The following is a 13,185-nucleotide window of genomic DNA, read 5'->3' as shown; positions in this document are numbered from 1 at the left end:
ACGTTCTTGGGATGGCCTTCATTCGGCAAGATCCTCCAGGGTGGAACGCGCCAGGGCCGCGCTCTGCGCCAGTTCCCGCGGGCCGATCCCGTCGGCTTCGGCGAGATGCGCCACGGCCGGCAGGGTCTCGCCGAGGCGGATGGCATTGTCGAGGAAACGGCAGCCCTCCGCCGGCCGCGTCATGGCGATCAGAAGCAGGCCGAGCTGATAATGCGCCATGACGAAGCCGGGATCGAGGTAGAGAGCCCGTCGCAGCGCCGCTTCGGCCTCCGCGTCGCGCCCGAGGGTCCGGGCGAGGAGCCCATCGTAATAGTGCAGGACCGCCGCCATCGGAGCGGCACGAAGGGCCGCCCGGACCCTGCGCCAAGCCTGGCCGGTCTCGCCGGCATCGCTCAGGGTGCGGATCCGAGTGAGATCGTCGTCTAGGGTCACCGGTGGAGCGATGTCGTTCCGAGGAGAAGCGTCCCGCCCCGCCCCGTCCGCATCTGCCCCCACCTCCAGCGTCCCACCGGTCGGGCAGACCGGCAACGGGTCCGACACGCTCCGAAGATCGGTTGCGCTCGCCCCTTCGCCGATCCAGGGAAGGGTGGGTTCCCACGGGGCGGAGGGGACGGGCGGCTGCACCATCACCGGCTCGCCGGCCCCCCGGGGGCGATAGGCCACGGTGCCGGGCAGGTTCACCGGTTCGAGGGTCTGGGCGAAGGCGGGATTGGGCTCGGCGTGGCCGATGAGAAGCCAACCGTCCGGCAGCAGGCGCCGCCCGAGACCGCGCACGATCCCCAGCACGATTTCGGCCTCGAAGTAGATCAGCACGTTGCGGCACAGGATCAGATCGAAGTCGGCGAGGTGCGGCGGCGCGGTGCCGTCGACGAGCTCCATCAGGTTGCGGCGCTCGAAGCGGACCATCCGGCGGTAGTCGGTGCGCAGGGTGTAGGTTCCCTCCCGGCCCGGACCCGGCAGGACCGGGCCGGACGTGAAGTAGCGCAGCCGCTCCTCGGGCGGCAGGGTTCGAAGGGCCCAGCGGCCGTAGAGGCCGGCCTGCGCCGTCGCCAGGGCCGCGGTGCTGATGTCGCTGCCGGTGATGGCGATGCGCCAATCGGGCAGGGCGGGACCGAGGAGCTCGTGGAGGAGAATCGCGAGGGAATACGGCTCGGCCCCCGTCGAGCAGCCGGCGCTCCAGATCTTCAGGGAACGCTCATGCGCCCGCGCCGCGATCAGGCCGGGCAGAATGGTGCCGCGCAGGGCGGCGAACTGCTCGGCGTAGCGGAAGAAGAAGGTCTCGCCGATGGTGATCTCGGCCTCGAGGGCCGCCCATTCGGCCTCGCCCAGGGCCCTGTCGTTCAACAGAGCCGCGTAGGCGGCGCAGTCCGGCAGGCCGTTGGCCTTGAACCGCTTGCGCAGGCGATCCAGCAGGAGGTCGTCCTTATCGGCGTAGTAGTGGTGGCCGGTTCGCGCGATGATCCGAGCCTTGAGGGCCGGGAAGGCCGGGTCGGATTGCGGGCCGAACCGGTCGGGCCGCTTCATGCAGGGATCCGCCCGAATGCGGCGAGGCGTCCGGCCGCGGCGCGGGTGAGGTCGTCCAGGCGCTGGCGCTCTTCGGCGGTGAGCAGACGGGCCAGGTCCAGGACATGCACCATGCGGTCGCCGAGGGTGATCTCGGCCGTGACGCAGCCGTTGAGGGTGCGGGTCTCGGCCACGGGCTGGATCGCCGTGCTCGGAACGACGACGAGATCCTCGACCCGATCCACCAGGAAGGCCGCGGTCGCGTCCGCCGCGAGGACGAGGTGGCTATAGGGGTCGTCCGCTTCCGCGCCGTCCCGGGCCGGGAGGCCGAGGAGACGGGCGAGATCGACCACCGGCACAGGCACGCCGCCGAGGTCGAGGAAGCCCGCCAGTGGACCGCCCGTCGCCGGGGGTGCATGCAGGTCCGGCAGAGGCAGCACCTCGCGCACGGAGGTCCGCACCAGGGCGCAGGGACTTCCGGCGACGTCGAGGAGGAGCAGGGCCGTTGTGGTCGACAGGGAATTTTCCGATGATGGCATCGCGGGCGGGGCGAGGTTCGACGCGCTGGCATTCAGCACGTCTCAGATAGGACGGCCAGGGCCGGGCGGGCAAACACTTCAGGCCCAAGGTCGTGTGTTTTCGAGGTCCCCATGCCCCCGAACGCCACCGGCCTGGAGCCGCGCTCTTTTCCGCCGAACCGGCATCCACTTCGGCGGAGAGCGCCCTAGATGGATCGTGCGTCGGACGGGGACGCGCTCCCACACAGGACAGGATCTCGCATGCGACGGTTGACGCGCCTCACCCTCATGGTGACCCTCGCCCTCGGCCCCCGCGTCGCCTTCGCGGAGACGCCTGGTGCGGATTGGCTCACGCCGGCACAGACCAAGCAGGCCCTGAAGGCCGCCGGCTATTCGGAGATCATCAAACTAGAAGCCGACGATGGCCATTGGGACGGCGAGGGCATCAAGAACGGGCGCCGGATGAAGTTCGATGCCGATCCGAGGACCGGCGCCGTCCTGGGCGAAGTTCCCGCCGAGTAGATCCGCGTTGACCCTGAGGGGCGGATCGGCTACGACACGCGACACGAAATTCGATCCGCCGGTTTGGCGGGTGAAGAGATCAGACGGTCATTCCGATGCGTGCCATCCTCATCGTAACGAAAGCGCCACCGACGGGGCGGTCCTGATACCAGGGACCGCGATCCGGATGGTGGCGCATGCAGGGTCCTTCGGGGCCCTTTTTTGTTGCCGCGACGAGAGACGACACGGATTTCAGAACAGAGTTCGAGGAGCAGGACGATGGGCGGCGAGGTCATGACTGGGGCCGAAATGGTCATCCGGGCGTTTCAGGATCAGGGTGTCGACACCCTGTTCGGATATCCCGGCGGCGCGGTGCTGCCGATCTACGACGCGCTCTACCATCAGGACACCCTGAAGCACGTTCTCGTGCGCCACGAGCAGGGCGCGGTCCACGCGGCGGAAGGTTACGCACGCTCGTCCGGCAAGGTCGGGTGCGTCCTCGTCACCTCGGGACCGGGCGCCACCAACATCATCACCGGCCTCACCGACGCCCTGCTCGACTCGATCCCGCTGGTCTGCATCACCGGACAGGTGCCGACGCACCTCATCGGCACCGATGCGTTCCAGGAGTGCGACACGGTTGGCATCACGCGCCACTGCACGAAGCACAACTATCTGGTCAAATCCATCGCCGACCTGCCGCGCATCCTGCACGAAGCGTTCTACGTCGCCTCGCACGGGCGGCCGGGCCCCGTCGTCGTCGATCTGCCGAAGGACATCCAGTTCGCCAGCGGACTCTACGAGCGTCCGACCCAGAACGGCCACAAGACCTACAAGCCGGCGTTCAAGGGTGACGCAGGCCAGATCCAGGCGGCCGTCGAGCTGATGGCGAACGCGCGCCGGCCGATCCTCTATACCGGCGGCGGCGTCATCAACGCCGGCCCGCACGCCTCGACCCTGCTGCGCGAACTCGCGGCCGAGACCGGATTTCCCGTGACCTCGACCCTGATGGGTCTCGGTGCCTTCCCGGCCTCGGACGAGAACTTCCTCGGCATGCTCGGCATGCACGGGACCTACGAGGCCAACCTCGCCATGCACGAGTGCGACGTGATGGTCTGCGTCGGTGCCCGCTTCGACGACCGGATCACCGGGCGCCTGGATGCGTTCTCGCCGTTCTCCAAGAAGATCCACATCGACATCGATGCCTCCTCGATCAACAAGGTCGTCAAAGTCGATGTCGGGATCGTCGGCGATTGCGGCTCGGTGCTGGAAGACATGCTCGCCGCCTGGAAGGCCCTGCCGACCCGGCCGGACCCGGAGCGCTTCGACGCCTGGATGGGCAAGATCCGCACCTGGAAGGCGCGCGACTGCCTCGCCTACTGGCCGTCGGGCACGATCATCAAGCCGCAATACGCGGTGCAGCGTCTCTACGAGGCGTGCAAGGACCGCGAGACCTACGTCACCACCGAGGTCGGCCAGCACCAGATGTGGGCGGCGCAGTACTTCAAGTTCGAGGAGCCGAACCGCTGGATGACCTCGGGCGGCCTTGGCACCATGGGCTACGGCCTGCCCGCCGCCATCGGGACGCAGCTCGCCCATCCGGACGGGCTCGTCATCGACATCGCCGGCGAGGCGTCGATCCTGATGAACATCCAGGAGATGTCCACGGCGGTGCAGTATCGCCTGCCGGTCAAGATCTTCATCCTGAACAACGAGTACATGGGCATGGTGCGCCAGTGGCAGGAGCTGCTGCACGGCTCGCGCTACTCGCAGAGCTACTCCGAGAGCCTGCCGGACTTCGTCAAGCTGGCGGAAGCCTACGGGGCCAAGGGCATCCGCTGCGAGAAGCCCGGCGACCTCGACGCGGCGATCCAGGAGATGCTGGACTACGACGGCCCGGTGATCTTCGACTGCGTCGTCGACAAGAAGGAAAACTGCTTCCCCATGATCCCGTCGGGCAAGGCGCACAACGAGATGATCCTGTCGGATTACCTCGGTGAGACCGGCGCCGAGATCGGCGACATCATCTCGGAAGAGGGCAAGATGCTGGTCTGACCCGCATCCCGCCGGGCGTCTCCCGTGTCCCGGTCCCTAGCGCGGGTCGCCGAGGCGGCGCGCGCTGGACAGGCGGCTGCGCCAGCCCGGCGCGGCCGGACGCGGGGCCGGCCGATCGGACCGAGGGGTGAACGCCGCTCGCTTGGCCGGGGCGAGTCCTTCGCATTTGCGAAGCAGCGCGAAGAACTCGATCTCGCCGGGCTGCGTCGGCGTGAACTCGGCGAAGGCGAACGGCACCAGACCGATGGCGATCACCTCGCCGAGGACGGACACGAAGCTGTCGGGAGTGAAGACACTGCAATGCACATCGATCGTGCCACCCGACTCGTGGATACGCCGCGCATGCTCCAGGCCGGCCTCGGGCCCGTGTCCCGTGAACAGGGGGAAGCGGGTCTCGCGTCCCGCCCAGACGGCCTTGGCATCCACCTGCACCGCGCGGGAAAAATGCTCGTAGACCTGGGTCGGGCTCGGGCCCGTGGGGCGGGTGAGGGAGGCGCCGACGAGGTCGCCGACGGTGGTGAGCGTGCGGCCGCGATCGAAGGTGAAGCGCATATCCGGGACGGCCAGGAACAGGAGGCCATCCTCGTGCAGGGCCTCGGCGCAATCCCTCAGCCAACCGACGGGGTCGGGCAGATGCTCGATGACGTGCGAGGCGACGATGTAGTCCACGGAACCACGGTCCCCGAGGGCTTGGGCGAGGGTCTGGCGGTCGAGGACGAGATCGACCTCCACCAGGGCGCCGCGGGCCCGCGGGCCGGCGGCGGCATGGCCGGCGTATTTCCGGGCGAGGTCGTCCGTCGAAAGATGGTCGGCGTAGAGGATGTCGCCGTCGCCGCGGTGCACGAGGGGCCGGTCGAGGGGACCGAGTTCGACGCCGGTCCGGCCGTGGGGCCTCACGGCGGCGAGCGTGCGCTGGCGACTGTCCATGGCGGCGCGGTATCATGACGTCTGGAACGGGTCCAGCATGGACCCGGATGGGCGAAGAAGCGAAGAGTTGGAACTGGGGCAAGCCATGAATGCGATGAATACCCACTACCCCGACGCCGGCCGGGTCGAGCCCATCAACCGGCACACCCTCGCGGTCATCGTCGACAACGAGCCCGGCGTGCTCGCCCGCATCTCGGGCATGTTCTCGGGCCGCGGCTACAACATCGAGAGCCTGACCGTCTCGGAGACCGAGGTCGCGCGCCACATCTCGCGCATCACCATCGTCACCACGGGCACCGATGCGGTGATCCAGCAGATCAAGTCACAGCTCGACCGCCTCGTCCCCGTGCACCGCGTGGTCGACCTGACGCTTCAGGGCCAGTCCCTCGAGCGCGAACTCTGCCTCGTGAAGGTGGCCGGGACCGGCGAGCACCGCACGGAATCCCTGACCCTCGCGGCCGCCTTCGGGGCCAAGACCCTCGACGCGACCCTGAATTCCTTCGTGTTCGAGGTCACCGGCACCACCGAGGAAATCGACCGCTTCATCGGCCTGATGACGGTGATCGGCCTCGTCGAGATTTCGCGCACGGGCATCGCCGCCATGGGACGTGGGTCGGAGGCGATGTGAGGCTTTTCTCTCGACGGTGGTACTGTCCTGCCTCCGGAGGAAGGGGCTCTCGTCATGAAGGCCAAGCTCAACCGGACAGGGGATGAGTTCGTGATCCGGATTCCCGCGAAGGTGGGTCGCGAGAACGGATTGAGCGATGGGCAGATCGTAGAGATCAGCCCACGCGGCCGTGTCCCCACACTCGACGAGATGTTGGCGGAGATGGATCGTCTCGGCCCGAATAATCGGCCGGAGCTCGTTGATTGGGGGCCGGACGTCGGCACGGAGATCGTCCATGACGATTGGAGCCACTGAGGCGGCCCTGCCGGATGCCCGGGATCTCGTCTGGGTCGACCTGTGCCCGACTCTGGGCCGCGAGCAATCCGGTGTGCGGCCGGCGCTCGTTCTCACCAACCGGGGCTTCCACCAGCGAAACGCCACCGCGATCATCTGTGCGGTGACGTCGAATGTGGCTCCCTGGCCGACCAAAGTCATCCTGCCGGACGGACTCGCCGTGAGCGGCGCCGTGTTGTGCGATCAGATCCGTCGCGTGGATCGCACGATGCGTGGCTTCCGACCGATCGGGAAAGTCCCCGCGGATGTCCTGAAGGATGTCCGAGGCACAGTCGCAAACCTTCTTGGTCTGCACCTCGATCTCTCAATGCGTGGAAACGAAGATCGGCATGACCACCCTCTACTACGCCCCCGGCGCCTGCTCGCTGGCCTCGCACATCGCCCTGGAGGAGACCGGCACGCCGTTCGAGACCGTTCGGCTCGATCTGGCCAAGGGCGATCAGCGTGCGGCGGAGTACCTCGCCGTCAACGAGCGCGGGCGCGTGCCGGCTCTCGTGCAGGGGGGCTTGCAGGAGGGCTTGCAGGAGGGCTGGGTGCTGACCGAGAACACGGCGATCCTGCGCCACGTCGCGCGCCTCCATCCGGAGGCGGGCCTATGGCCGGAGGATTCGCGCGATCAGGCACGCGCCGACGAGTGGCTCGCATGGCTCTCGACGAACCATCACATCGCCTACGCCCATGTCCGGCGGCCGGAGCGCTACACCGCCGACGAGGACGCGTTTCCGGCCATCGCGGCCAAGGGCGCCGATACGTGTGGCGACCTGTTCACCATGACGGACGTGAAGCTCTCGAACGGCGGCTGGGCCTTGGGGCACCGCTACAGCGTGGTCGATCCCTACCTGCTGCTGTTCTGGACCTGGGGCCGTGGCCCGGCCCTCGGCTTCGACATGGCGGAGCGCTTTCCCCACTGGACGGCGCATGCCCGCGCCATGGCGGCGCGCCCCGCCGTGCGGGCCGTCTTTGCCCGCGAAGGGGTGCGCCTGCCCGCGTAAGGCCCGTAGAACGCCGCTCGGATGACGATTCCCCTTTCGTCAAGGGAATCGTCTCGCTAAAAGCTGCCCGGATCGCACGGCCGCGCGGATGCTGTTTCAGATGAGGGCGCCGGAGCGCACTCATGCTCAATCGAGAGAAAAGAGAAGGTACCGCCATGCGGGTCTATTACGATCGTGACGCCGACCTGAACCTGATCAAGGGCAAGAAGGTCGTCATCGTCGGCTACGGCAGCCAGGGCCATGCCCACGCGCTCAACCTGCGCGATTCCGGCGTGCAGGGCATCGTCATCGCGCTGCGCGAGGGCTCGGCCACCGCCAAGAAGGCGGAGCACGAGGGCTTCACGGTGATGAACGTCGCCGACGCCGCCAAGCAGGCCGACGTCGTCATGATGCTCACCCCGGACGAACTCCAGGGCGACATCTACAAGGAGTCCCTGGAGCCGAACATGAAGCAGGGCGCCGCCCTCCTGTTCGCCCACGGCCTCAACGTGCACTTCAACCTCATCGAGCCGCGCAAGGACCTCGACGTGCTGATGGTCGCCCCCAAGGGCCCCGGCCACACCGTGCGCGGCGAGTACCTCAAGGGCGGCGGCGTGCCGACCCTGATCGCCATCGCGCAGGACGCCTCCGGCAACGCCCACGACCTCGGCCTGTCCTACGCTTCGGCCAATGGCGGCGGCCGCGCCGGCATCATCGAGACCACCTTCAAGGAAGAGTGCGAGACCGACCTGTTCGGCGAGCAGGCCGTCCTCTGCGGCGGCCTCGTCGAGCTGATCAAGGCCGGCTTCGAGACCCTGGTCGAGGGCGGCTACGCTCCCGAGATGGCCTATTTCGAGTGCCTCCACGAGGTGAAGCTCATCGTTGACCTCATCTACGAGGGCGGCATCGCCAACATGAACTACTCGATCTCCAACACCGCCGAGTACGGCGAGTACGTCACCGGCCCGCGCATCGTGACGCCGGAGACCAAGGCCGAGATGAAGCGCGTCCTCAACGACATCCAGTCGGGCAAGTTCACCCGCGACTGGATGCTGGAGAACAAGGTCGGCCAGACCTCGTTCAAGGCCACCCGCGCCAAGCTCGCCGCCCACCCCATCGAGGAAGTCGGCGCCAAGCTGCGCGGCATGATGCCGTGGATCTCCGAGAAGGCCCTCGTCGACAAGGCCAAGAACTGATTCTTTTCGGGATGGCGCAGCCGTGCTCTGCTCGGCTGCGCCCCATGTATGAAGCCGGCGTCGCGACAGCGGCGCCGGCTTTTTCGTGCGCGAAACCCTCCCCCCTTCGTGGGGGAGGGTGGTCGCGGAGCGACCGGGAGAGGAGCAGCGCCACGTTCGCCATCGTAGCCCCCCTCGTCCGACCCGCTTCGCGTGCCACCTTCTCCCGCGGAGGGGAGAAGGGCGCGCCCCGCTGTTGTGATCTACCGAAAATCCCGGCAATCATCTCCGCAACGGCCGCCCACCTCGAGAGCGGCCGACACACGGAGGACACCCATGGCATCGCTCTACTACGACGCGCATCGCGCGCTTCAGGAAGAGTACAACACCGTCAAGCTCGCCGAGCGCCTCGACACCGGCTGGGTGCATGACGGGATCGGCAAGGACGAGGCCGCCTTCATCAACAGCCGGGACATGTTCTTCCTATCCACCGTCGATCCGGACGGCATGCCCACCGTTTCCTACAAGGGCGGCAGCCCTGGCTTCGTGAAGGTGCTGGACGACAACACCCTCGTCTTCCCGGGCTTCGACGGAAACGGCATGTGGTACTCGATGGGCAACATCGAGGGTCAGTCCAAGGTCGGCCTGCTGTTCATCGACTTCGAGACCCCGCATCGGGTCCGCGTCCAGGGTCATGCCCGGATGCTGCGCGACGACCCCCTGATGGCCGAGTACACCGAGGCCAAGTATCTCGTGCGGGTCGAGGTCACCAAGGCGTGGGTCAACTGCCCGCGCTACATCCACAAGTACCAGAAGGTGGCACAGAACAAGTACGTGCCGACGCCCGACAAGGAGACCCCGCTGGCCCTCTGGAAGCGCCTCGACATGGTGGCCGACGTGATCCCCGAGGAAGACAAGGCGCGCGTCGCCAAGGAAGGCCAGATCGAGTTGCCGGAATACGAAGCCCGGGTGGCGCGCGGCGAGAGCTGAACCACTCAGGAGAACGCCCCGTGGACCGACCGGTAGGGGTCCACGGGGCGTATCTGGGGGCAGGCTCGCGTTAATGCCCGGGACGGCGGCGATCCCCATGGATGGCGTCGGGTCCGGGCGTTCCCGCTGTGTGGATCGTCAGGCGCCGCCGCGGTAGCAGCGGATCTCGGCCTCGGCCTGCGCCCGGCGGAGCTCGGCGACCTTGTCGTCGAAGACCTTGGTCGACTTGAACTCGTTGGCGCGCTGACCGATGCCCTGACGCATGGACAGCACGGTGCTGGCCTGGACGTAACGGTCGTAGGGCAGGATCGACGCTAGGGCATCGAGGGAGCACGAGCAGCGCGACAGGGATTCGCGGGACTGGCCGTTCGCCGCCATGCAGCCGAAGATGTAATCGGCCCGGGTCTCGGTCGGATAGTCGTTCTCTAGCTCCGTCGCCTGCAACGGACCGGCGAGGCCGGCGACGAGAAGGGCGGGGAGGGCGAGACGCTCAACCAGCGTTCGGAACATAGGTCAGGTTCTCTTCCAGGAGTTCGCCACCCTCGGCGTTCTTCGACTGCGCCTCGATGGAGACGAGTTCGCCGGGTACGGAATCGGACGTCACGAAAGTATAGCGGATGTTTTCCATCCCGCGCATGCGCTCCTTCATCCGATCGTCCAGAAAAGGCTGCGTCTCGATGCGCCAAGCGGACACGGTCCGCCCCTTGTAGTCGATGGTGGTCGGCGTCACCGTCGCGTTGTCGCGAAGCCCCTTGCGGATGGCATTCTTGATGTAGCGGGGGTTGGCCGAAAGCACCCGTGCCATGTCGATGAGGTGATGCTCCAGGAACAGGGTCATCACGGGGTTGCCCGGCATGTTCTCGAACGGGCCGGCGGGAAAGCGGTTGGCACCCGAGAACATCTCGACCCGGATATCACGGCTGTCCGCGCTCTGTCCGGCCTCGACGCCCAGCTTGATCGTATCGTCCAGGGGCGGCCCGAACGGGCCCTTCGAGATCCCGCTGCGGCGGATGTAGCCGTAAGTGAGCTTCGTGCCGGGGGGCACGTTCTGCATCTGCGGTCGCTCGAACAGCAGGTCGGAGGCGTTCGGAGCGCCCGTGCTGGCCTTGGCGACGGCCGGAGCCTCGGTCGGGGGCGTGCTCTGGGCCAGGGCGGAGGTGGCCGCCAGCATCAGCAGTGCGGCAAGGGTCGCAGACTTCAAAGGGACACGTCCTCGTTGAGCGGCGTACGCACGTGGGGCTGCACGTTACTGCCGATGGTCCGGTAGGTGTAGTCGGGCGGGGTCTCGGCCGCTTCTTCCGTGGCGAGATCACGCACCTTGGCGTGGAGCGGCGAGAGCGAGCAGGCCGGGTCGGTGGCGGCGGCGTCGCCGGCGAGCGCCAACGCCTGGCAGCGGCAGCCGCCCCAATCCTTCTCGCGCCGGTCGCACGAGCGACAGGGCTCCTGCATCCAGTCGGTGCCGCGATAGGCGGTGAAGGCCGGCGAGTTCGCCCAGATGTCGCCGAGCGAGTGGTCGGTGACGTACCAGAACTCGAGCTGCTTGATGGTCTCGGCGGCGTGGCACGGCAGCACCTTGCCGGCCGGCGTCACGTTCATGAGCTTGCGTCCCCAGCCGCCGGCGCAGGCCTTGGGGTACTTCGCGTAGTAGTCCGGCACCACGAGGTCGATGACGAGCTGGCCCTTGAGGCGCTCGCGCGCCGCCTCGACGATGCGGATCGAGCGATCGACCTCGGCCTTGTTCGGCATCAGAGCGGCGCGGTTGACGTAGGCCCAGCCGTAATACTGGGTGTGGGCCACTTCCAGGCGCTTGGCCCCGAGCTTCACGGCGAGATCGATGAAGCCCTCGACCTCGTGGATGTTGCCGCGATGGATGACGGAATTGAGCGTCAGCGGCAGGCCGAGCTGGGTCACCCGCTCGGCGAACGCCATTTTCTGCGGCTGCGCGTTCTTCAACCCGCCGATTTTTTCTGCATTGGCCGCATCGACCCCTTGCACCGACAGCTGCACGTGGTCGAGGCCGACGTCGTAGAGGGCGTCGAGCTTGGCCAGGGCTCCGCCGACGCCGGACGTGATGAGGTTCGAGTACAGGCCGAGCTTCGCGCAGGTCTGAGTGATCTCGACGATGTCGTTGCGGGCCGTCGGCTCGCCGCCGGAGAGGTGGACGTGGAGCACGCCCAAAGCCGCCGCCTCCGTCAACACCCGCTGCCACGTCGCCGTGTCGAGTTCGCCCGAGCGCCGGTCGAGTTCGAGCGGGTTCGAGCAGTACGGACAGCGCAGGGGGCAGCGATGCGTCAGTTCGGCCAGGAGCCCGACGGGCGCCAGCAGGACGGGGGCGGTCGGCGTGATCGCGTTCATCGCTCAAGAACCCGTTTGGTGGCGAGGTCGTTCAGCATGACGAGGATATCGGCCTCGATCACCGCGCGGTCGGCGGTGAATTTCTCCGCCAGCAGGCCGGCGATGTCGCGCACGGTGCGGGTCCCATCGACGAATTCGAGCACCGCCACGGCGTTGGCATCGAGGTCGAAGGTGCGCTCGGGGGCGAGCAGCACGTGCTCGCCGCGCACGGTGTCGTGGCGCAGGCGCACGCCGCGCGGCAGGCGCGGCACGTCGTGCGGACCCAGCGTGCCGGTACCGGCCGCCTGCGCGGTCACGGTCTCGGGGACGAGACCGGTGCCGGGGGTCCAGGCGTCGGGCGGGGTGAGGCCTGGGGCGACATAGGCGAAATACAGGGCGTCGAGCTGCGTCCACAGCACGTTGCACTTGAAGGTGAGCGCCGCCATCGCCTGTCGCTGCAACTCGGGGGTGGTGGCGTGCTTCTGCACGTAGTCGAGGGCGAAGTCGGCGTCGCGGGGCGCTTGGGTGAGGCGCTTGTCGAAGTAGGCCAGGGTGTCCTTGGTGATGAAGTCGTAGTTCTTCAGCATCCCGGCGACGCGCTCGGAAATGATGGTCGGCGAGAACATCTCGGTGAGCGAGGAGGCGATGGCTTCCAGCAGCGAGCGCTCCTTCACGAAGTGGACGTAGGCGTCCACGGAGAACCGGGTCGCCGAGAGGATGCCTTCGGTCGATTCCACATAGGCTCGCGAAAAACCGACGCCCTCGGCGAGCCTGAGCCAACGCTCGATGCCGCCGTCGCCGGGCGCATCACCGTCGTGATCGACGATGCGCTGGCGCCAGATCCGGCGAAGACTCGCATCCTCCATCCGCGCCAGCACGGCCGCGTCCTTGATGGGGATCATGGCTTGGTAATAGTAGCGGTTGAGCGCCCAGGCGCGGACCTGATCCTTGTTCAATTCGCCGTCGTGCAGCAGGCGGTGGAACGGATGCAGGTTGTGGTAGCGCTTCGCGCCGATGTCGCGCAGGGCCGCCGCGAGTTCCTCGGAGCTCAGGAGGCGCTGGGTCTCATCGGCGACGGGCGTGGGGAAAGGCGCGGTCATGGGCGTTGTCCGGCTCCAACGGTGGGCGTTTCCTGGGCGCTTCTTCTAGATGGTGTCGTGATCCCTGTCAGGCCAACGACACCACGAACGCAATTATATTGCGCACCACATAGGTGCTGGGGCAGTAAATTGCCAGCGTGTCCCACCCGA

14 protein-coding genes and 1 pseudogene are annotated in these 13,185 nt (G+C 67.4%); 8 read left to right on the top strand and 7 right to left on the bottom strand.

Translation table 11 applies throughout. The features are described 5' to 3' along the window. Nucleotides 1-18: 18 nt before the first annotated feature. A complete protein-coding gene (locus ASF22_RS03325; RefSeq protein ID WP_056261430.1) occupies nucleotides 19-1,524 on the bottom strand; it encodes a protein-glutamate O-methyltransferase CheR in 1,506 nt (501 codons plus the stop codon). Then, nucleotides 1,521-2,042 (bottom strand): chemotaxis protein CheW, encoded by a 522-nt coding sequence (locus tag ASF22_RS03320; RefSeq protein WP_056261426.1) that lies wholly within the window; start codon nucleotides 2,040-2,042, stop codon nucleotides 1,521-1,523. Before ASF22_RS03320 ends, ASF22_RS03325 begins: the two co-directional genes overlap by 4 nt. Nucleotides 2,043-2,282: 240 nt before the next feature. Here ASF22_RS03320 and ASF22_RS03315 point away from each other — a divergent pair, with 240 nt between their 5' ends. Continuing rightward, complete coding sequence (locus ASF22_RS03315) at nucleotides 2,283-2,543, top strand: PepSY domain-containing protein (protein WP_056261423.1); 261 nt, start codon at nucleotides 2,283-2,285, stop codon at nucleotides 2,541-2,543. 258 nt (nucleotides 2,544-2,801) lie between these two features. Beyond that, a complete protein-coding gene (locus ASF22_RS03310) occupies nucleotides 2,802-4,577 on the top strand; it encodes an acetolactate synthase 3 large subunit (RefSeq protein ID WP_056261420.1) in 1,776 nt (591 codons plus the stop codon). Nucleotides 4,578-4,613: 36 nt separating this feature from the next. Here the strand turns inward: ASF22_RS03310 and ASF22_RS03305 are convergent, their stop codons facing one another. After that, complete coding sequence (locus ASF22_RS03305) at nucleotides 4,614-5,504, bottom strand: methyltransferase domain-containing protein (protein WP_056261416.1); 891 nt, start codon at nucleotides 5,502-5,504, stop codon at nucleotides 4,614-4,616. Nucleotides 5,505-5,589: 85 nt separating this feature from the next. Between ASF22_RS03305 and ilvN the strand changes: the two genes are divergently transcribed. The 6 genes and pseudogenes from ilvN (at nucleotide 5,590) to ASF22_RS03280 (ending at nucleotide 9,601) form a co-directional block, all read left to right on the top strand. After that, the gene (gene ilvN / locus ASF22_RS03300; protein ID WP_056175221.1) at nucleotides 5,590-6,132 is read left to right on the top strand and encodes an acetolactate synthase small subunit; all 543 of its coding nucleotides are present in this window, start codon (nucleotides 5,590-5,592) and stop codon (nucleotides 6,130-6,132) included. Nucleotides 6,133-6,186: 54 nt separating this feature from the next. Continuing rightward, complete coding sequence (locus ASF22_RS03295) at nucleotides 6,187-6,426, top strand: hypothetical protein (RefSeq protein WP_056175219.1); 240 nt, start codon at nucleotides 6,187-6,189, stop codon at nucleotides 6,424-6,426. Continuing rightward, nucleotides 6,407-6,736: pseudogene (locus ASF22_RS22785) on the top strand (type II toxin-antitoxin system PemK/MazF family toxin); the annotation flags it as partial. The gene ASF22_RS03295 and the pseudogene ASF22_RS22785, both read left to right, overlap by 20 nt. A gap of 58 nt (nucleotides 6,737-6,794) precedes the next feature. Continuing rightward, a complete protein-coding gene (locus ASF22_RS03290; RefSeq protein WP_056261617.1) occupies nucleotides 6,795-7,457 on the top strand; it encodes a glutathione S-transferase N-terminal domain-containing protein in 663 nt (220 codons plus the stop codon). A gap of 155 nt (nucleotides 7,458-7,612) precedes the next feature. Then, nucleotides 7,613-8,632, top strand: a complete 1,020-nt coding sequence (ilvC, locus tag ASF22_RS03285; protein WP_056175215.1) for a ketol-acid reductoisomerase — start codon at nucleotides 7,613-7,615, stop codon at nucleotides 8,630-8,632. A 315-nt stretch (nucleotides 8,633-8,947) separates the two neighbouring features. After that, complete coding sequence (locus ASF22_RS03280; RefSeq protein WP_056175212.1) at nucleotides 8,948-9,601, top strand: pyridoxamine 5'-phosphate oxidase family protein; 654 nt, start codon at nucleotides 8,948-8,950, stop codon at nucleotides 9,599-9,601. Between the two features lie 138 nt (nucleotides 9,602-9,739). Here the strand turns inward: ASF22_RS03280 and ASF22_RS03275 are convergent, their stop codons facing one another. Genes ASF22_RS03275 through pqqC form a run of 4 tightly spaced genes read right to left on the bottom strand, consistent with a single transcriptional unit; the run spans nucleotide 9,740 to nucleotide 13,035 of the window. Beyond that, a complete protein-coding gene (locus tag ASF22_RS03275) occupies nucleotides 9,740-10,111 on the bottom strand; it encodes a hypothetical protein (protein WP_056261413.1) in 372 nt (123 codons plus the stop codon). Further along, nucleotides 10,092-10,802, bottom strand: a complete 711-nt coding sequence (locus ASF22_RS03270; RefSeq protein WP_244474190.1) for a hypothetical protein — start codon at nucleotides 10,800-10,802, stop codon at nucleotides 10,092-10,094. The genes ASF22_RS03275 and ASF22_RS03270 overlap by 20 nt, the downstream gene beginning before the upstream one ends. Beyond that, nucleotides 10,799-11,956 carry a pyrroloquinoline quinone biosynthesis protein PqqE gene (gene pqqE, locus ASF22_RS03265; protein WP_056261407.1) on the bottom strand — a complete coding sequence of 386 codons (1,158 nt, stop codon included), beginning with the start codon at nucleotides 11,954-11,956 and terminating at the stop codon, nucleotides 10,799-10,801. The genes ASF22_RS03270 and pqqE overlap by 4 nt, the downstream gene beginning before the upstream one ends. Beyond that, complete coding sequence (gene pqqC / locus ASF22_RS03260; RefSeq protein ID WP_056261404.1) at nucleotides 11,953-13,035, bottom strand: pyrroloquinoline-quinone synthase PqqC; 1,083 nt, start codon at nucleotides 13,033-13,035, stop codon at nucleotides 11,953-11,955. Before pqqC ends, pqqE begins: the two co-directional genes overlap by 4 nt. Between the last annotated feature and the right edge of the window lie 150 nt (nucleotides 13,036-13,185).

It is taken from the genome of Methylobacterium sp. Leaf87 (assembly GCF_001422775.1).
Lineage (GTDB): Bacteria > Pseudomonadota > Alphaproteobacteria > Rhizobiales > Beijerinckiaceae > Methylobacterium.
Note: the sequence above shows the minus strand (reverse complement) of the source record. Positions and strands in the feature narration are given on the sequence as shown.